The 19,483-nt window shown below is 39.5% G+C and carries 20 protein-coding genes and 1 pseudogene; 20 read left to right on the forward strand and 1 reads right to left on the reverse strand.

Features of this window, described 5'->3' with window-relative positions:
* The first annotated feature begins 112 nt into the window (after positions 1-112).
* Positions 113-1,159 (forward strand): L-threonylcarbamoyladenylate synthase, encoded by a 1,047-nt coding sequence (locus tag UE46_RS02445; protein WP_036063344.1) that lies wholly within the window; start codon positions 113-115, stop codon positions 1,157-1,159.
* 1 nt (position 1,160) lies between these two features.
* Positions 1,161-1,562, forward strand: coding sequence for a low molecular weight protein arginine phosphatase (locus UE46_RS02450; protein WP_118907371.1), 402 nt, complete (start codon positions 1,161-1,163; stop codon positions 1,560-1,562).
* 151 nt (positions 1,563-1,713) lie between these two features.
* On the opposite strand, the gene UE46_RS02455 is transcribed toward UE46_RS02450, so the two are convergent.
* The gene (locus UE46_RS02455; RefSeq protein ID WP_118907367.1) at positions 1,714-2,937 is read right to left on the reverse strand and encodes an ISL3 family transposase; all 1,224 of its coding nucleotides are present in this window, start codon (positions 2,935-2,937) and stop codon (positions 1,714-1,716) included.
* 703 nt (positions 2,938-3,640) lie between these two features.
* On the opposite strand from UE46_RS02455, the gene glyA reads away from it, so the two are divergent.
* From glyA to UE46_RS02545, 18 genes and pseudogenes are all read left to right on the forward strand, one after another.
* Positions 3,641-4,882, forward strand: a complete 1,242-nt coding sequence (gene glyA, locus UE46_RS02460; protein WP_036059634.1) for a serine hydroxymethyltransferase — start codon at positions 3,641-3,643, stop codon at positions 4,880-4,882.
* 132 nt (positions 4,883-5,014) lie between these two features.
* A complete protein-coding gene (gene upp, locus UE46_RS02465; RefSeq protein ID WP_036059637.1) occupies positions 5,015-5,644 on the forward strand; it encodes a uracil phosphoribosyltransferase in 630 nt (209 codons plus the stop codon).
* A 61-nt stretch (positions 5,645-5,705) separates the two neighbouring features.
* Positions 5,706-6,848 (forward strand): non-hydrolyzing UDP-N-acetylglucosamine 2-epimerase, encoded by a 1,143-nt coding sequence (wecB, locus tag UE46_RS02470; protein ID WP_036059639.1) that lies wholly within the window; start codon positions 5,706-5,708, stop codon positions 6,846-6,848.
* Positions 6,849-7,734: 886 nt separating this feature from the next.
* Positions 7,735-8,134 (forward strand): annotated as a pseudogene (locus tag UE46_RS02475) (ATP synthase subunit I).
* Positions 8,135-8,140: 6 nt separating this feature from the next.
* Positions 8,141-8,857 (forward strand): F0F1 ATP synthase subunit A, encoded by a 717-nt coding sequence (gene atpB, locus UE46_RS02480; RefSeq protein WP_036059641.1) that lies wholly within the window; start codon positions 8,141-8,143, stop codon positions 8,855-8,857.
* A gap of 105 nt (positions 8,858-8,962) precedes the next feature.
* Positions 8,963-9,181 (forward strand): F0F1 ATP synthase subunit C, encoded by a 219-nt coding sequence (atpE, locus tag UE46_RS02485; RefSeq protein ID WP_036059642.1) that lies wholly within the window; start codon positions 8,963-8,965, stop codon positions 9,179-9,181.
* Positions 9,182-9,256: 75 nt separating this feature from the next.
* Positions 9,257-9,793, forward strand: coding sequence for a F0F1 ATP synthase subunit B (atpF, locus tag UE46_RS02490; RefSeq protein WP_036059644.1), 537 nt, complete (start codon positions 9,257-9,259; stop codon positions 9,791-9,793).
* Positions 9,790-10,329: a F0F1 ATP synthase subunit delta gene (locus UE46_RS02495; RefSeq protein ID WP_036059646.1), complete on the forward strand. Its 540-nt coding sequence runs from the start codon at positions 9,790-9,792 to the stop codon at positions 10,327-10,329. Before atpF ends, UE46_RS02495 begins: the two co-directional genes overlap by 4 nt.
* 28 nt (positions 10,330-10,357) lie before the next feature.
* A complete protein-coding gene (gene atpA, locus UE46_RS02500; RefSeq protein ID WP_036059648.1) occupies positions 10,358-11,869 on the forward strand; it encodes a F0F1 ATP synthase subunit alpha in 1,512 nt (503 codons plus the stop codon).
* Positions 11,870-11,911: 42 nt separating this feature from the next.
* A complete protein-coding gene (locus UE46_RS02505) occupies positions 11,912-12,775 on the forward strand; it encodes a F0F1 ATP synthase subunit gamma (protein WP_118907374.1) in 864 nt (287 codons plus the stop codon).
* A gap of 68 nt (positions 12,776-12,843) precedes the next feature.
* A complete protein-coding gene (gene atpD / locus UE46_RS02510) occupies positions 12,844-14,262 on the forward strand; it encodes a F0F1 ATP synthase subunit beta (RefSeq protein WP_036059651.1) in 1,419 nt (472 codons plus the stop codon).
* Between the two features lie 21 nt (positions 14,263-14,283).
* Positions 14,284-14,688 (forward strand): F0F1 ATP synthase subunit epsilon, encoded by a 405-nt coding sequence (locus UE46_RS02515; RefSeq protein ID WP_118907375.1) that lies wholly within the window; start codon positions 14,284-14,286, stop codon positions 14,686-14,688.
* Positions 14,689-14,833: 145 nt separating this feature from the next.
* Positions 14,834-15,073: a DUF1146 family protein gene (locus tag UE46_RS02520; protein ID WP_036059653.1), complete on the forward strand. Its 240-nt coding sequence runs from the start codon at positions 14,834-14,836 to the stop codon at positions 15,071-15,073.
* Between the two features lie 190 nt (positions 15,074-15,263).
* Positions 15,264-16,553, forward strand: coding sequence for a UDP-N-acetylglucosamine 1-carboxyvinyltransferase (murA, locus tag UE46_RS02525; RefSeq protein ID WP_036059654.1), 1,290 nt, complete (start codon positions 15,264-15,266; stop codon positions 16,551-16,553).
* A 165-nt stretch (positions 16,554-16,718) separates the two neighbouring features.
* Positions 16,719-17,714: a rod shape-determining protein MreB gene (gene mreB, locus UE46_RS02530; RefSeq protein WP_036059655.1), complete on the forward strand. Its 996-nt coding sequence runs from the start codon at positions 16,719-16,721 to the stop codon at positions 17,712-17,714.
* 21 nt (positions 17,715-17,735) lie between these two features.
* Positions 17,736-18,182, forward strand: a complete 447-nt coding sequence (locus tag UE46_RS02535; protein ID WP_036059657.1) for a GNAT family N-acetyltransferase — start codon at positions 17,736-17,738, stop codon at positions 18,180-18,182.
* A gap of 2 nt (positions 18,183-18,184) precedes the next feature.
* Positions 18,185-18,616: a 3-hydroxyacyl-ACP dehydratase FabZ gene (fabZ, locus tag UE46_RS02540; protein WP_036059659.1), complete on the forward strand. Its 432-nt coding sequence runs from the start codon at positions 18,185-18,187 to the stop codon at positions 18,614-18,616.
* Between the two features lie 296 nt (positions 18,617-18,912).
* Positions 18,913-19,278, forward strand: coding sequence for a single-stranded DNA-binding protein (locus tag UE46_RS02545; protein ID WP_036059660.1), 366 nt, complete (start codon positions 18,913-18,915; stop codon positions 19,276-19,278).
* Positions 19,279-19,483 lie beyond the last annotated feature (205 nt).

The following is a 19,483-nucleotide window of genomic DNA, read 5'->3' on the forward strand; positions in this document are numbered from 1 at the left end:
TGTATAACTTTGTGGATGAATCGCTAATTTTCAAATAAATCGATCTCATACTGTAAAAAAGACGTCCAAACCGTTAAAATAAGATTAAAGCAATGTAAAGGAGCAATTCCTAATGAAAACAAAGATTTGGCACATAACAAAGGAAAATGAGATACAAACTTATCTTGAGGCGGCGAAACTTTTGCAAGCGGGAGAAGCTGTAGCATTTCCGACTGAAACAGTATACGGAATTGGTGCGGATGCTACAAACGAGCAAGCCGTTGCAAAAATATATGAAGCGAAGGGAAGACCTTCTGATAATCCGCTGATTGTACATATTGCGGATCAATCGCAAGTGCACGAGTTTGTTACGAAAATTCCAAGTAACGCCAAAAAGTTGATGCAAGAATTTTGGCCAGGTCCGTTGACAATTATTTTGCCGTTGCGGCCAGATCGTTTAGCGAGGAATGTGACAGCAGGATTAGATAGCGTCGGCGTTCGCATGCCAGAACATCCAGTGGCACTTGGTCTTTTAGCTGTTGCGGGAATTCCAATCGCGGCACCAAGTGCAAACAGGTCGGGGAAACCGAGCCCCACATCAGGAGAACATGTGGAGGAAGATTTATCAGGACGGATTGCGGGAATTGTTTTTGGCGGGAAAACAGGTGTGGGGCTGGAATCTACAGTTATTGATTGCACGCTTGAAACCCCAGCCATTTTGCGACCAGGTGGTATTTCACAAGAGCAAATCGAAGCGGTCATCGGGCCAGTGATTTCAGAAGGCAAGGAAGTAGCGCAGCAAGAAGCACCGAAAGCGCCAGGCATGAAATATACACATTACGCGCCGAAAGCTCCCGTTGTCCTGATTGAAGGAGATGTAGCATTTTTCCAAGAGCAGATTGACGTGGCCGAGCATCAGGGGGAGACTGTTGGCGTGCTCGTTTCTGATGAGTTAGCGAGAAAATTGAAGGCTTCGAAATACGTAAGAGGTCTTGGTAGTAGGGATTATCCCGAACAAATTGCTTACCACTTATACGACCAGCTTCGCCATTTTGACCATACGCCAGTGACCCTGATTTATGCTGAGCCTTTTGTGAAAATTGGCATTGGGGAAGCGGTGATGAACCGTCTTGATAAAGCAGCAGGTGGACATTATATTAGGCAAAGCGAGGAAAATTAGAATGAAAATCTTATTTGTATGCACTGGAAATACATGCCGAAGTCCGATGGCCGAAAAAATGCTACAATGGTTCAAGCCAGACTGGGAGGTCGCATCAGCAGGACTTGCAGCGCAAACAGGCTCTCCAATGTCGTTGCAGTCACAAGAAGTTTTGCAGGAGCATGGTTTACCAACCTATCATGTTGCGAAATTATTGAACAAAGATATGGTTGTAGAAGCGGATAAAATTTTTGTGATGACAGAACAGCACCGGCGAGCAGTTGTGGATAAGTTTCCAAATAAGAAGACCGAACTGATTTCGCCATATGATTTTGACGTGGCTGATCCTTACGGTGGTAGTAAAGCGGATTACGAGTATACGTTTGCAGAGTTAGAGGAAATGATAGCACGACGATTTTTGTGAAAATAAGAGAAATTTACTTTTTTGAAAAATGGTGCGGACTTATTGTTAGGTTTGCGATTGTTTTTTGAGAGGGTATTTTTTTGGCTCTTTGTCAATTGTTGGGGTGAAATATCGAGGTACAAGCTAGGGAAATAGTGGCTTGTACCTCTTTTTAGCCTACAGAAATGTCAAAATTTTTGATAAAGTGCTGGGCAAGTATTTTGGCGCGGAACCGTGAAAAGTTTTGATAGCCATAAGAAGTACGCTTGATGACCTTGGTTCGGTTGTTAATTCCTTCTACGAAACCATTGGACAGATGTGGGTAAATGAAGGCATTGATGATTTCTGTTTCCCAGCGTCGGAAAGTACCGATAGCTTTTATGAATTCTGGAAGCTGTTTGTCTTGTACGAGTTGATAGAAATCGTGTAAGGATTGACGAACGTCGCGGCGTTCTTGTGCTTTATTGGCATCAAACCAAGCCTGATAGGCTTCCTTGATGGTGTAGGCGGTTTGTAGATCAGGGTGCAAGCTTAAGTAACGGCGAATGATGCTTTTTTGCGCTGTATCCAGCTTATGAGATCGCTTGAAAAGGAGTTTTTGTATCCGTTTCCCGTGTTTTCGATCTTTTTCTGAAAAACGCTGTTGGACACGAACGCGGACTTTATTCAGCGCCCAATAGATGTAGCGAGAGAAGTGGAAAGAATCGGCAATAATAACTGGTTTGTCAAGAGCTTGTTGCACAGCGTTTTTGAAGGTCGAGCTCAAATCCATGATAACCATCTCTACCTGATGCCCGCGTTCTCTTAAATAACGTTGAATGGTTTTGGCGCGACGGTTTTCTAAGATATCAATGGGGCGACGAGTCATGGGGTCAGCGATAATGAGTTGGAATTTGCCTTTGTCGGTATCTCCCTTGAACTCATCGATAGCGATGACTTTAGGAAGAGCGACGGGAGGCGTGGAAAAGGCTTCTGTACGCGCGTCGAATAGGCGCATAATTTTAGGTGCGGTGGTTCCAAACGTTCTGGCAGTATAGGTAAAGGAGGGGGCAGAGATACTATGGAAAAGGGCTGCTTGATGCCAAGATGTCGAAAAACGCTGATAGCGTGCCACAAGTCCTTGATTTTTTTCATCAAATGATTTTCCGCAGGAACAAGCATATCTGCGTTTTCGATAGTGCACATAGACACGTTTTTCTGCGACTTTTAGATGTTGGAAAGTGTGCGTACGATAGTCTTTAATGCGATCTGTCCGTGTTTTACAAGAGGGGCAGGCATGTTTTTTTCGTTTTAGTTGGATATGAATGTGGCAGATATGATTTTCAATCGAATAATCAAGAAGTTGGATGTTTTTATTTTCTAAACCGATGAGTTGTATGATAAAATGGTCTGGCATGGTAATATCGCTCCTTTGGATTGGGTTTCGTCACTTTTATCTTAAAGGATTTTGATATTACTGTGTATTTTTTTGTCTTGAAATGAGAACAAAAAAATGCGGAGGTAGATTATTTTCTACCCCAACATTTATTATAGAACCATTTTTTTTGAGTTTTTTCTATGCGAAGTAAGGGGTCTGTAATTTGTGTTATTAGTTTTAAAGGCGAGGTGGTTTGCTTGGTGGTTGTTTATTTGTGGTAGAATTTGCGGGAATGCTTTGTTGTTTGTATTTTCGTGTTTCAGATCTAGCTCCATCAGCCAACTCCTCGAAAACTTCACGCCCTCCATAAAAATCAAGAGCGGATTTTTACTGCGACCGCTCCAGTTTTTTCGGAGTTAAACGGGCTGCCTCTGCTTTTCATCAGATCTAGCTTCAAGAACCAGCCTCTCGGAAATTTGTTGATACTCTTAGGAGACGTAGTTTGTTTCCTTAGAGTATCAATATGAGTGTGAGCACAACGAGCATTCGTTCCTCGCCCCCCTTAACAATTTCTGTCGAGTTAAAACGGGCTCTTTCAGCTTTTCATCTTTGTGAATCACCTCACTATTCAGAATTTAGCTAATCTTGCGCGAAAATACTTGCAATTTCGACGCGGATAGTAGATTATTAAAGCATGTACGAAGCTTTACTAATCATTTGAGAAAAGGATGGGGATCCACACATGGTTTATCTACAAAAACACGACAAGGCAGTTTTTGACGCAATTGAGTTAGAGTTAGGCAGACAACGTAGTAATATCGAGTTAATTGCATCGGAGAATTTCGTAACAGAACAGGTTATGGAAGCGATGGGATCTGTTTTAACAAACAAATACGCAGAAGGTTACCCTGGCAAACGCTATTATGGTGGTTGTGAATATGTTGATATTGTAGAGGACTTAGCCCGTGATCGCGCGAAACAATTATTTGGCGCAGAATATGTCAATGTTCAACCTCACTCTGGTGCGCAAGCCAATATGGCGGTATATCATGCGGTGCTGAAACCTGGGGATGTTGTACTTGGAATGAATTTATCTCATGGTGGACATTTAACACATGGTAGCCCAGCTAATTTTAGTGGAGAGTTGTATAAATTCGTAGCTTACGGTGTGGATGAAGAGACAAAACAAATTGATTATGACAAAGTTCGTGAAATTGCTCTAGAACACAAACCGAAAATGATTGTCGCAGGAGCTAGTGCTTATCCACGTGCGATTGATTTTGCTAAATTCCGTGAAATCGCGGATGAAATTGGTGCATACTTAATGGTCGACATGGCGCATATCGCGGGTCTTGTTGCAACTGGGCATCATCAAAATCCAGTCCCGTATGCTGATTTCGTAACAACTACAACACATAAAACTTTGCGTGGCCCACGTGGCGGTATGATTTTAGCCAAAGCAGAATGGGAAGCAAAATTAAATAAATCGATTTTCCCTGGAATTCAAGGTGGTCCGTTAATGCACGTTATCGCTGCAAAAGCAGTCGCATTTGGCGAAGCATTACAGCCTGAATTCACAACATACAGCGAAAATATCTTAAAAAATTCGAAACAATTGGCGAAAACACTACAAGAAAATGATGTAGCAGTCCTAACAGGCGGTTCGGATAATCACCTGCTTCTAATCGATTTAAAACCACTGGGTCTAACTGGAAAAGCAGCAGAAGCAGTGCTTGACGATGTCGGTCTGACTGTAAACAAAAATACAATTCCATTCGAAACAGAAAGTCCTTTTGTAACGAGCGGTATTCGTGTAGGTGTTGCAGCAGTAACGACACGTGGCTTTGACGAAGAAGCAATTGCTAGAGTCGGAAAACTCATTGCTAAAGTATTGCATAACTTAGAAGACGAGGCTGTCCTTGCAGAAGTGAAACAAGAAGTAGCCGAAATCACTGCGGAATATCCATTATATCCATCACTATAAACGGATTAGAGCCTTACTATCGATTAGTAGGGCTTTTTTTGTAGTATTTTTTACGAAACGATTTAATACTTGCACAAGCGTGATTCTCTGATACAATAAGAGAAGGAAATTTACCTTAAAGGAGCGAATATAATGGCAAAAGTACACGTAATAGATCACCCATTAGTTCAACATAAATTAACAATTATCCGCGACAAAGATACAGGAACGAAAGCATTTCGTGAATTAGTCAACGAAGTCGCAACATTAATGGCGTATGAAATTACACGCGATGTCGAGCTAGAAGACACATTTGTTGAAACACCGCTACAAAGAACACCCGCAAAAACAATTGCAGGTAAAAAATTAGGCGTTGTTCCGATTCTCCGCGCTGGACTTGGCATGGCAGACGGCATTCTAACGCTTATCCCCGCTGCAAAAGTAGGGCATGTGGGACTTTACCGTGATCACGACACATTAGAACCAGTTGAGTATTTCGTGAAATTACCATCTGACGTAGAAGAACGTCTATTTATCGTAGTTGATCCAATGCTTGCGACAGGTGGTTCTGCGATCATGGCTATCGACTGCTTGAAAAAACGTGGAGCTAACAACATGAAATTCATGTGTTTAGTTGCTGCCCCAGAGGGAATTAAAGCATTGCAAGAAGCACATCCAGATGTCGATATTTACGTAGCAGGTTTAGATGAAAAATTAGACGAACATGGCTATATCATCCCAGGCTTAGGTGATGCTGGTGACCGCTTATTCGGTACAAAATAATAAATTTACAAAAACGGGGAAGCGAAAGTTTCCTCATTTTTTCAGAAAGGATTGGTTTTAAATGGGTAAAATAAAAGTAATGAGTGTTTTCGGAACACGACCAGAAGCAATAAAAATGGCTCCATTAGTTTTGGAATTTGAAAAGCAAAAAGAGTTTTTCGAGTCACGCGTCGTCATTACAGCGCAACATCGAGAAATGTTAGATCAGGTTTTGGAAATATTCAGCATAACCCCAGACGTTGATTTAAATATTATGCAAAAACAACAAACGTTGACTGATATTACAACTCGCGCGATGCAAGGATTGAGCGAAGTCATTGCGGAAGAAAAACCAGATATCGTCCTTGTACACGGCGACACAACGACTAGTTTTGCCGCAGCACTTGCCGCATTCTACAATCAAACAGCAATCGGGCATGTAGAAGCCGGCCTGCGAACTTGGAATAAATATTCACCGTTCCCAGAAGAAATGAACCGTCAACTAACCGGTGTCATGGCAGACCTACATTTTGCACCAACATCCCAGTCCAAGCAAAATCTATTGGATGAAGGTAAAAAAGAAGAAACGATTTTTGTTACAGGAAACACAGCGATTGATGCTCTAAAAACAACGGTTCAAGAAGATTATCACCATCCAATCTTAGATGGCTTGGGAGATAATCGTCTCGTTTTAATGACGGCTCATCGTCGTGAAAATCTAGGCGCTCCGATGCAAGGTATCTTTGAAGCAGTCAGAGAGATTGCCGAAGCACGTGAGGACGTAGAAATCGTTTATCCGATGCACATGAATCCAGCTGTACGCGAAAAAGCAACGGCGATTTTAGGCGATCATCCACGCATTCACCTAATCGAACCATTAGATGCAATCGATTTTCATAATTTCCTGAAAAAATCTTATCTTGTATTCACCGATTCAGGCGGCGTGCAAGAAGAAGCCCCAGGCATGGGTGTTCCCGTTTTAGTTTTACGTGATACAACCGAGCGTCCAGAAGGCGTAGAAGCAGGAACTTTAAAACTAATAGGCACCGCAAAAGAAGATTTGAAAAAAGAAGCTTTTGATTTGCTAGATAACAAAGAAGCTTACCTGAAAATGGCGAATGCAAGCAATCCATACGGAGACGGCGAAGCATCCGCGCGAATTCTAGAAGCAATCAAATACCATTTCCAAAAAACAACCGATCGACCATCTGATTACATCGTATAAAAGTCAAAAGTCATAATTTGTTCGAGGCAGGAACGAATTATGACTTTTCCTGTCTAAGTTCGTCCTTTAAACCTAATAAAAAACAAGAAATACCAATGGAAGCGCCTCATTGTTACAGAAATATTACGCTATTAGTTTTTACTAGAGCTTTCCATCAGATTGTGTTAAGATGATCAATGTTATTACCAAAGGAACAAAAAGATTTAGCTGTTCATAAAATGCGTAAGGGATAATTGCTGGTAATCAGCACTGTCTCAATCCCGCCGACGTCTTGATGCAGGACGTGGACAGAATTGACCCAAGTGTTACGGGTAATTATAACTTCATACATTCAAATAAGAATGCGCGTTTAGCTATTTTTTTTCATCCTACATTCATTTACGTTGGAAGAAAACTTTTGCAATCACGTAGTCTATACAAAAGTTTTTCCCGTTTTTAGGTGAAAGCTTTTTTTGTACAGAAATATGTGAAAAAGTAAACGTAGATAAGGATTTACATCGAATAACGGAGGTGTGGCTTAACCCAAAATACACGTAACCCAAGTAAAATAGCATTTCTGGCAATGATAAAAGTGGTATACACGTAATTTTTCAAAAAAATGTTAAAATTCAATTCGCATTATTACCGTGCAAGCGCGTTATTGTGGTAGAATTGTGGATAGTAGGTGTGGAATTTGTGAAAAGATATTGACTTTTTACTTTTGTCTATTGTATGCTAAAAACTAACGCACTGATAAGGCTTACAGTTGTGTTTAGCTTTTTGTTAGCAAAAGGACAATGTGTGAAAAATCACAAACTCTGAGCTTGCTTCTGTCTTGAAATCTGAGTCATATTTTATAGACGGAAAACAAAAACACCAATAACATTAAGAAAGGACATCTGCCGGAATGTTAGAATCACTGATAGGAATGTATCATCGTCATCAGAAATACATCATTGCTTTTGTTGGTATATGTGTAGCTGGATGGTTGCTAACCCCACATGTACATATTTTTTTGGGGCTAAAACTAGGGATTATTGTAGGTTGGTTTAACTACTGGTTGTTGATGAGACGTACACAAGCCATGACGAAAGCGATTGCCGAAAAGAGAACTTTTTATGGTATGGGTACTACAGCTAGAATGGGAAGTGTTTTACTAGCAACAATCATTGCGACACAGATACCAGATTTTTTTCACGTCTATAGTATGGTGATTGGTTTGGGCATTGTTTATTCCGTGGTTTTCTTGGATTTTGTTATCTATTCCATCTACCGGAAGAAAAACGCTTAAAAAGAGAGAGGGGTGAACCAAATTGGAAGAGGAATTTCCAATATGGTACTTAGGGAAATTAGCATTTAACTTGTCTAATGTCCTGATGATCACAGTCACATGTGTTATCGTACTGTTTATTGCAATCTTTTGTACCAGAAAACTACAAATGCGTCCCACAGGAAAACAGAATTTTATTGAATGGGTAATGGACTTTGTTAAAGGCATTATCAACAGTAATATGGACTGGAAAACTGGAGGGAGATTCCACGTATTAGGAATTACGTTGATATTCTTTATCTTCGTGGCTAATATGCTCGGATTGCCAATGCAGATTGCTGTCGGTGGCGAGGTATGGTGGCGTTCACCTACCGCTGATCCGATCGTAACATTAACCTTGGCCGTACTCATTATCGGATTGACTCATTATTACGGAATTAAACTTAGAGGCGTAAAACACTACGTTGTTGGAACTTACTTCAGCCCGATGAAATTCTTGTTCCCGCTGAAGTTGGTAGAGGAATTCGCCAACACATTGACTCTAGGCTTACGGCTATACGGTAACATTTTTGCAGGGGAAGTATTGCTAAGTATTATCGCATTACAATTAGCACATATTAATCCAGTGGTTGGCGTATTCGCTATTATTCCAGCGGTAGTTTGGCAAGGTTTCTCCGTATTTATCGGTGCAATCCAAGCTTACCTATTCACCGTGTTGACCATGGTTTACATGTCGCACAAAATAAGTGACGAACACTAAGCAACACTCGCCACATCCATGTTAAGTCAGAATTTATGGGGCAGAACTCATAATCTTTTCATAAACAAAAATAATTTAGAAGATAATTCGAGGAGGATATTTATTATGGGATTAGGTACAATTGCAGCGGCTATCGCAGTAGGTTTAGGAGCTCTAGGAGCAGGTATTGGTAATGGTCTTATCGTATCAAAAACAGTTGAAGGTGTTGCTCGTCAACCTGAAGCACGTTCTATGCTACAAACAATCATGTTCATTGGTGTTGGTTTGGTTGAGGCCCTTCCAATCATCGCTGTTGTTATCGCGTTCATGGTAATGAATAAGTAATTTAACACGTGGCGGGACAAACTCGCCATTCCTTTATGTGTGTCGTAAAAACATGAAATGATAATAAGCGAATGTATGGAAAGGAGTGAATCAAACGTGCCAGGATTTAATTTAGCACTAGGTTCAGCCGTTTTTACTGCTGGTGATTCTATTTTTACCGTCGTAGCATTCTGTATTTTGTTAGTACTGATCCGTATCTATGCGTGGAAACCTTTAATGAATATCATGAAGGCCCGCGAAGAACATATCGCATCAGAAATTGACTCTGCAGAAGAAAGTCGTGTACAAGCGGAAAGCCTGTTAGCCGAACAAAAAGAAGTACTTCAACAAGCTCGTTTGGAGTCTCAAACAATGATTGAAAACGCCAAACAACTTGGTGAAAAAGAACGCGAAGAAATCATTAAGGTTGCGCGCGCAGAAAGCGAACGCATTAAAGAAGAAGCGAAAAGCGATATTACTCGCGAAAAAGAAGATGCTATCAAGGCACTTCGCGAACAAGTCGGTTCCTTGTCTGTGTTAATTGCATCCAAAGTTATTGAAAAGAATTTGGACGAAGAAGCACAAACGGCACTTGTACAAGAGTATATTGGAAAGCTAGGCGATGACAAATGAGCAAAGATTTCGAAGTTGCGAATCGTTACGCCGTAGCACTTTTTGAAGTTGCCAAAGATGAGCAATTAATCGACCAGTTCGACACAGAGCTCGCAATTGTGAAGGAATCGTTAGAACAAAATACCGATTTCGCCACATTAATTGAAAACCCAACGCTCACAGATGATGCTAAGAAAGAGATGATAGCTACCGTTTTTACTGGATTAACGCCAGTACTAAAGGATTTCATTTTTCTTCTAATCGATCGTGGTCGGGAAGATTATTTGGTAACCATCATTGATCGCTATCTACAAAAAGTAAAAGATGCTCGTGGTATTGCCGATGCAGAAGTCTATTCCGTTATTCCGCTTTCAGAAGCCGAAGAAGCAGAACTATCAAAAGCTTTTGCAGCTAAGATGTCCAAAAAAGAGCTAAACATTCACAATCATATCGATCCGTCCCTTCTTGGAGGCGTACGGGTAGTTATTGGAAACCGTATCTATGACGGCAGTCTAAAATCTAAACTAAGAGACCTGGAGCGACAAATTAAATTGTAGGCTTTCAGTGTAACAAGGGGTGAATTTGATGAGCATAAAAGCTGAAGAGATTAGTTCTCTCATAAAGCAACAAATTGAAAATTATCAATCGGAGCTAAAAGTTAGTGATGTTGGAACAGTTACCTATATTGGTGATGGTATCGCGCGTGCTCACGGATTAGATAACGCGATGGCTGGAGAGCTACTTGAATTCTCCAACGGCGTTATGGGTATGGCTCAAAATTTAGAAACCAATGATGTTGGTATCATTATTTTGGGACCTTATACTGAAATCCGTGAAGGCGATGAAGTTCGTCGTACAGGAAAAATCATGGAAGTACCAGTTGGCGATGCCCTTATCGGTCGTGTTGTCAATGCACTTGGTCAACCAGTCGACGGTTTAGGTCCAATTGAATCGACAGGCACACGTCCAATCGAAGCAATTGCACCAGGCGTTATGCAACGTCAATCTGTTAGCGAACCACTTCAAACTGGTATTAAGGCAATCGATGCCCTAGTTCCAATTGGTCGTGGACAACGTGAATTGATCATTGGTGACCGTCAAACGGGTAAAACAACCGTTGCAATTGATGCCATCATAAACCAAGCAGACCAAGATATGATTTGTATCTATGTTGCTATTGGTCAAAAAGAATCAACTGTTCGTACAGCAGTTGAAACATTGCGTAAACACGGAGCGCTTGATTACACAATCGTTGTAACAGCATCCGCATCACAACCAGCTCCACTACTATACTTAGCTCCATATGCTGGTGTTGCGATGGGCGAAGAATTCATGTATAACGGCAAACACGTTTTGATTATCTATGACGATCTATCCAAACAAGCCGCTGCTTATCGTGAACTTTCCTTGCTACTTCGTCGTCCTCCAGGTCGTGAAGCATATCCAGGGGATGTATTCTACTTGCACTCCCGCTTACTAGAACGTGCAGCAAAATTAAATGATTCATTAGGTGGCGGTTCTATTACAGCCCTACCTTTCGTAGAAACACAAGCCGGAGATATCTCCGCTTATATTCCTACAAACGTTATCTCGATAACGGATGGTCAAATTTTCTTGCAATCCGATCTATTCTTCTCTGGTGTTCGTCCAGCGATCAACGCCGGGTTATCCGTATCCCGTGTTGGTGGATCAGCACAAATTAAAGCCATGAAGAAAGTTGCCGGAACGCTCCGCCTAGATTTAGCATCATATCGTGAGTTAGAATCTTTCTCACAATTCGGATCTGATCTTGATGCAGCGACTCGTGCCAAACTAGAACGTGGTAAACGTACAGTAGAAGTTCTAAAACAAGATTTACACAAACCACTAAAAGTTGAAAAACAAATCCTAATTCTTTATGCTTTGGTTCATACATTCTTGGATGATGTACCAGTAAAAGATGTGTTACGTTTCGAAAGCGAAATGAACACGTGGTTCGATCATAATCACCCAGAATTATTGGAAACGATCCGTACTACGAAATCATTACCAGACGAAGCGGAATTAGATAGTGCGATTAAAGAATTCAAAAATACATTTGTTCCTTCAGAAGCCTAATCCGTTTTTGACTAACAAACGAAACAAAGGTGGTGAAAATCTTTGGCATCTTTAATAGATATTAAACAGCGAATCACTTCTACAAAGAAAACAAGTCAGATCACAAAGGCTATGCAAATGGTTTCTGCGTCCAAACTTGGTCGAGCAGAAGAAAAAGCAAGAGCCTACGCACCATACGTAGAAAAAATTCGAGATGTTGTAACCCATGTTGCTTCAGGTAATAGCGCAGACCACCCCATGTTAGTATCACGTGCTGTCCATAGAACTGGATATATCGTCGTTACCTCACATAAAGGCTTGGCAGGTGCTTATAACAGTAGTGTTATCAAAGAAGTGTACAAACAAATTCAAGAAAAGCACACATCAAGCGATGAGTATGCCGTCATTGCTTTAGGTAGAGCTGGCGGGGACTTTTTTAAGGCCCGCAATATGAATGTTGTTTTAGAGGTCCCAAGTATTTCGGATCATCCAATTTTTGCTGAGATTAAAGATGTTGCGCGCAATACGGTTCAAATGTTTGAAGATGGTGTTTTTGATGAAGTATTCATTATTTATAATCACCATGTCAACTCGATTTCTCAAGAATTGAGAAGCGAAAAATTGTTGCCATTGACGGAGTTTCATGAAAATGAAGCAGAACACGATTTGACAACGTACGAATTTGAACCATCTGAAAGTGAAATTTTAGAAGTATTGTTACCGCAATATGTTGAGAGTTTGATTTTCGGTGCCATTTTGGATGCCAAAGCCGCGGAACATGCTGCTCGTATGACAGCTATGAGAAGCGCGACAGACAATGCTTCCGATATCATTGACGATCTATCATTGCAATATAACCGTGCTCGTCAAGCTGCGATCACACAAGAAATAACTGAAATTATTGGTGGCGTAGCAGCTCTTGAATAATTTTCAAGAGCGCACGTCTAGCCGTTAAAGTTCCCAATAGAGGGAAAGCAAGTGAGGAGGAAAATCGCATGACTGAAGGACGAATAATCCAAGTTATGGGTCCTGTTGTAGATGTAAAGTTTGATAATCACTTACCTGAAATCTACAATGCGCTTAAAGTTGAATACAAAGCACTATCCGAAGAGGAAACAAGTGTGGAACTTACTCTTGAAGTAGCTATCCATTTGGGCGACAATGTTGTTCGTACCATTGCGATGGCTTCCACAGATGGAGTTCAAAGAGGCATGACAGTTCTTGATACTGGTAGCCCGATCACTGTTCCAGTCGGAAATATAACTCTAGGACGTGTATTCAACGTACTTGGAAATACAATTGATTTAGATGAGCCGATCGCAAGTGACGTTCAACGTAATAAAATTCACCGTTTAGCGCCAACATTTGATGAACTTTCAACTACAACTGAAATCTTGGAAACAGGAATTAAAGTAGTAGACCTTTTAGCCCCTTACGTTAAAGGTGGTAAAATTGGATTGTTCGGTGGTGCCGGTGTAGGTAAAACAGTACTTATTCAAGAGTTAATTCATAATATTGCCCAAGAACATGGTGGTATTTCGGTATTTGCCGGCGTAGGTGAGCGTACTCGTGAAGGTAATGATCTTTACTTTGAAATGAAAGAATCAGGCGTTATCGAAAAAACAGCGATGGTATTTGGTCAAATGAATGAGCCACCAGGCGCGCGTATGCGTGTTGCCTTGACTGGTTTGACAATTGCAGAATATTTCCGTGACGTAGAGCATCAAGATGTACTACTGTTTATCGATAATATTTTCCGATTCACACAAGCAGGTTCTGAGGTTTCTGCCTTACTAGGTCGTATGCCATCTGCCGTAGGTTACCAACCGACATTGGCAACTGAAATGGGACAATTGCAAGAGCGTATCACGTCCACAAATGTTGGGTCTGTTACATCTATCCAAGCAATCTACGTTCCAGCCGATGATTATACCGATCCAGCACCAGCAACAACATTCGCCCATTTAGATGCAACAACTAACTTGGAGCGTAAATTAACAGAGCAAGGTATTTATCCAGCGGTAGATCCACTTGCATCCACTTCACGTGCGCTCGCGCCAGATATCGTTGGCGAAGATCACTATGAGGTGGCAACACAAGTACAACAACTATTACAACGCTATAAAGAATTACAAGATATCATTGCAATCTTAGGTATGGATGAATTATCTGACGAAGATAAACAAGCAGTTGGACGTGCTCGTCGCGTACAATTCTTCTTAAGTCAAAATTTCCATGTAGCTGAACAATTTACTGGTCAAAAAGGTTCTTATGTACCAGTAAAAGAAACAGTTAAAGGTTTCCAAGATATACTTGCAGGTAAATATGATCATCTTCCAGAAGATGCTTTCCGCTCATTAGGACGCATTGAAGAAGTTATCGAAAAAGCTAAAAGCATGGGCGTTGAAGTTTAATAAAAGCAGGAGGAGATACACATGGGTATTTTGAATGTAAGTATCGTTACTCCAGATGGTCCTGTTTTCAGCGGTGAAGCCAATATGGTCATCGCAAGAACAAAAGCCGGCGAATTAGGCATTTTACCTGGCCATGTTCCTTTAGTAGCCCCTCTGAAAATTGATGTTGTTCGCCTAAAGAATGACGGAAAAGAAGAATGGGTTGCAGTAAATGGTGGCTTTATGGAAGTTAATGGTGAAGAAGTGAATATTCTAGCAGACACTGCCGAACGAGAAGAAGAAATTGATATCGATCGCGCAGAAGCGGCTAGACAGCGTGCAGAAGATGAGCTTAAAGATGCTAAAGACAAAAAAGTAGACGAACTAAAAGCAGAAGTAGCGCTTCAAAAAGCAATAAATCGGATTCACGCTTACAATAAGAAGTAAGATTGGTGAGTTTGAGGTTATCCATGAAATATGGTGTAGCCTCAAACTCACTTACTTCTTGTACAAAAAAAGCGTATAAAATTGTTATTCCTTGATAATACTGGTAGAATGATAGAGGCTGATAAAAATTATCTGGAGGTAAAGAATGTATACAGTTATTGGACAGCAAGCAGTTATCGTCATGATTTCCCATATGCTTTTCATTGTTATTGCATTCTGGGCCCTACAATCATTGAATTTTGAAAAGTTAATCCGCCGAGACCATGTGATACAAGCAAGAGTTCTATACTTAATTATTGCTGTAGCGCTAGGAGTTACAATTAGTAATTTCTTTTTAGATTATTTTATTTCAGCGAGACAATTAGGCAATTTATTCGGTAATTGATTAAAAAAATAAAAAATGTTCGATGCTGGTATAATTCTCTTAAAATTAGTGTTGAAAAATAGTAGACATTAGTGGTAAAATGTTCAGAGTATGTTATTTTTAGCAATAGGAGTTAAATGCATTTCAAGATTAATTTTAAGTGATATATATCAAAAAAGAATAGATTAATTAATACGCGGAGGGGTTCGTTTTGGAAAAAATTATTGTCCGTGGAGGAAAACAGTTAAATGGAACAGTGAAAGTTGAAGGAGCAAAAAATGCTGTTCTACCTGTTATAGCCGCCACCTTATTAGCAAGTAAAGGCACAAGTACACTAAGAAATGTACCACGTTTATCAGATGTCTACACGATCAATGAAGTACTAAAATATTTGAAGGCAGACGTGTCGTTTGAAGATGATGTAGTTACTGTTGATGCTACGGGAGATATTTTATCGGACACACCATTCGAATATGTTCGCAAAATGCGTGCCTCTATTGTTGTAATGGGACCACTATTAGCACGTACCGGTTCAGCGAAAGTTGCTCTTCCAGGTGGCTGCGCAATAGGTTCACGTCCAGTTGATTTACATTTAAAAGGTTTTGAAGCAATGGGAGCACACGTTAAAATTGAAAATGGATATATTGAAGCTACTGCTGAGAAATTAATTGGCGCTAAAATATACTTAGATTTTCCTAGTGTAGGAGCTACTCAGAATATTATGATGGCTGCCACCTTAGCTGAAGGAACAACAGTTATTGAAAACGTAGCAAGAGAACCAGAAATTGTAGATTTGGCGAATTTCCTAAATCAAATGGGAGCACGAGTTATTGGTGCGGGTACAGAAGTTATTCGTATTGAAGGCGTTAAAGAGTTAAGTGCTACAGATCATTCTATTATTCCTGATAGAATTGAAGCAGGTACTTTCATGATTGCTGCAGCTATTACAGGCGGAAATGTGTTTATTGAAGATACGGTACCAGAACATATTAGCTCTCTTATTGCTAAGCTAGAAGAGATGGGCGTTACAATTATTGAAGAAAACAATGGGGTTCGCGTTATTGGTCCAGAACATCTAAAAGCTGTTGATGTCAAAACATTACCTCATCCTGGATTCCCAACAGATATGCAATCACAAATGATGGTTATCCAAATGTTAAGTACAGGTACAAGTGTTATGACTGAAACTGTATTTGAAAATCGTTTTATGCATGTTGAAGAAATGCGTCGTATGAATGCAGATATGAAAATTGAAGGTCATTCTGTCATCATCTCTGGCCCAGCAAAACTGCAAGGAGCCGAAGTAGCTGCAACAGATTTACGTGCAGCAGCAGCTTTGATTCTTGCTGGATTAGTAGCTGACGGTTATACACAAGTAACAGAGCTGGAATTCTTAGATAGAGGGTACCATAATTTCCATACTAAACTGAAGGCTTTAGGTGCAGACATCGAGCGTATAAATGATTCTGAAACTTCTAAAGTAGATTCTGCAACAAAATAAATAGATAGCTAGGCCAGTTTTTGGTCTAGTTTTTTTATTTGCCTTAAAAATTTAAAATACCTTTAGTGGAAAATATATATAAGTTAAAAGAAATATGCTATAATGCATAGGAGATAGTGCGAAGTAATACATATGAAACAACACAGAAAGGGGTCATTGTAAATTATGGCAAAAGATGTTGGGATTGATTTAGGAACTGCGAATGTTCTTATTCACGTAAAAGGAAAAGGAATCGTATTAAATGAACCATCTGTTGTAGCAATTAATAATGTAACAAATGAAGTATTGGCAGTAGGAACAGAGGCTCGAAATATGGTAGGAAGAACTCCTGGAAATATTACAGCTATTAGACCAATGAAAGATGGTGTTATTGCTGATTTTGATATTGTCCAAGATATGTTACGCTTCTTTTTACAAAAATTAGATTTAAAAGGTTTATTCTCGAAGCCTAGAATTCTTATTTGTTGTCCAACTAATATCACTTCTGTTGAACAAAAGGCAATCAGAGATGCTGCAGAGAGAAGTGGTGGAAAACAAGTTTTCATGGAAGAAGAGCCTAAAGTTGCTGCAATTGGTGCAGGTATGGATATTTTTCAACCTAGTGGAAATATGGTAATCGATATAGGTGGGGGAACAACGGATATCGCAGTTCTGTCCATGGGTGATATAGTTACAAGCAAATCGGTTAAGTTAGCTGGTAATCAGCTGGATGGAGATATTCTACAATATATCAAACGAAAATATAATCTCTTAATAGGAGAACGTACATCAGAAGAGCTGAAAATAAATGTAGCAACGGCATCGGCGGGCGCTAGACAAGAGACTATGGATATTAGAGGTCGTGATCTAGTTACTGGTCTGCCTAAGACGGTAACAGTGACAAGTGATGAAATTGAGCTGGCATTAAGAGAATCCGTTAATATAATTGTTCAAGCAGCTAAACAAGTCCTAGAACAAACACCACCTGAGTTGTCTGCTGATATTATTGATCGTGGAATTATCCTGACTGGTGGCGGTGCATTATTACATGGTTTAGATGAAGTTTTGGCGGAAGAGTTAAAAGTTCCTGTATTAATCGCTGAAAATCCACTAGATGCTGTTGCAATTGGAACAGGTATACTTTTGGAAAACACATCAAAATCCAAACGAAAAGTATTCTAGAAATTTTATTGAGGTGATATATTGAACCTTCGAATAGAGCGTGTAGATCAAACCAATTGGCGACAAGTTACTGCATTGTCGGTATCTTTAAACCAAAAAAACTTCATTGAGTCAAATACGTATTCTATACTAGAAGCTCATTCCATAGCTGACTGGTATCCAGTGGGACTTTATTCAGATGATTCTCTGGTTGGATTTGCTATGTATGGATGTTATGAAAATAATTCAGTGTGGCTTGATCGCCTCATGATAGATCAGAATTATCAAGGTCAAGGATTTGGAGAAAGATTTTTAAAGTATTTGATAGAGCATTTAAAAAATAATTTTAAGATCAAAAATATTTTACTAAGCTTTACACCATCTAATCAAGTAGCTAAGATTTTTTATGAAAAAAAAGGTTTTAGTAATACAAATGAAATCGATGAAAATGGTGAGTTAATATACTCGTATAATTGTTCGGAGGTATGAAAATGTTAGATATTAGTGAGATAAAAAAGATATTGCCACATCGTTACCCGTTTTTGCTAGTTGATAGGGTGATAGAGTTAGAAGATAAAAAAGTAGTTGCAATCAAAAATGTGACGGCAAATGAAGAGTTTTTCAATGGACATTTCCCTGAATATCCAGTTATGCCAGGTGTTTTAATTGTAGAGGCTTTGGCTCAAACAAGTGGAATTGCCATGATGCAAGTAGAAGGAAATGAAGGTAAGATTGGTTTGTTCGCTGGAATTGATGGATGCAGATTTAAGCGTCAGGTGATACCAGGTGATCAATTGCGATTAGAAGCTGAAATACTACGTTTGCGCGGTTCTATAGCTAAGGCGAAAGTGAAAGCTACTGTTGAAGGAGAAATAGTCTGTGAAGCTGAAATAATGTTTGCTTTGACGGATATCTCTAAATAATAGGATTAAGAATCACGCTTTGGACGCGTGGTTCTTTTTTTGAGAACCACAAGAGATTCGGAGGTCTGAAATATAGAATAGCAGACTTCGTCAATAAAATATAGAGGAATTAAAATTTATAAATACATATGAAATCCTTTTTTGAAGCATAGTTTATAAGTCGAAATCTGATTTTGCTCTAGCAGAAAATAGAATTATGACGGAGGTAAACTAGACTAAAATTTTTTTTTAGACATTTTACAAGAAAAATAAAAGGCGTTATGCTGAGCTTATCAAATAGAAAAGAGGGATTGTATATGATTAATCAAGTAACAATAGTCGGCAGGCTCACTGAAGATCCAGAAGTGCGATGGACATCTGAAGAGAAAGCGGTAGTAAATGTAACAGTAGCCTTAAATAGATTTGGAAAAGGTAAGAGTTTGAACGGGGATGCAGATTTCATTCCATGTGTTATATGGGGTAAACAAGCAGAAAATACGGTAGAATACTGCCAGAAAGGTACATTAGTAGGTATTAATGGGGAGCTACAAACAAGGAATTATACTAATAGAGAGGATAAAAAAGTCTACGTTATAGAAGTTGTGGCAGATAAAATACGATTTTTAAGTAAAAATAAAGAGCGAGCAACAGATGATCCTGAGGTTTTCTTAGATAATGAGTGAAAATAATTGTAACCTCTTGTTATATTTACGCAGAAAACCACTAAAAAATGGGTAAAAATATATGTTTTTTTTATCTATTTCGCCCATGTCTATGTTTTTTTGAAATGCAATTTATATCCATTTTATATAAATGGATATAAATAAGTTAATATAATGAACTAATTATGTTTTCTCTTTTTAATGCTATATATTCTTCTGTCAGAAG

It is taken from the genome of Listeria weihenstephanensis (assembly GCF_003534205.1).
GTDB lineage: Bacteria > Bacillota > Bacilli > Lactobacillales > Listeriaceae > Listeria_A > Listeria_A weihenstephanensis.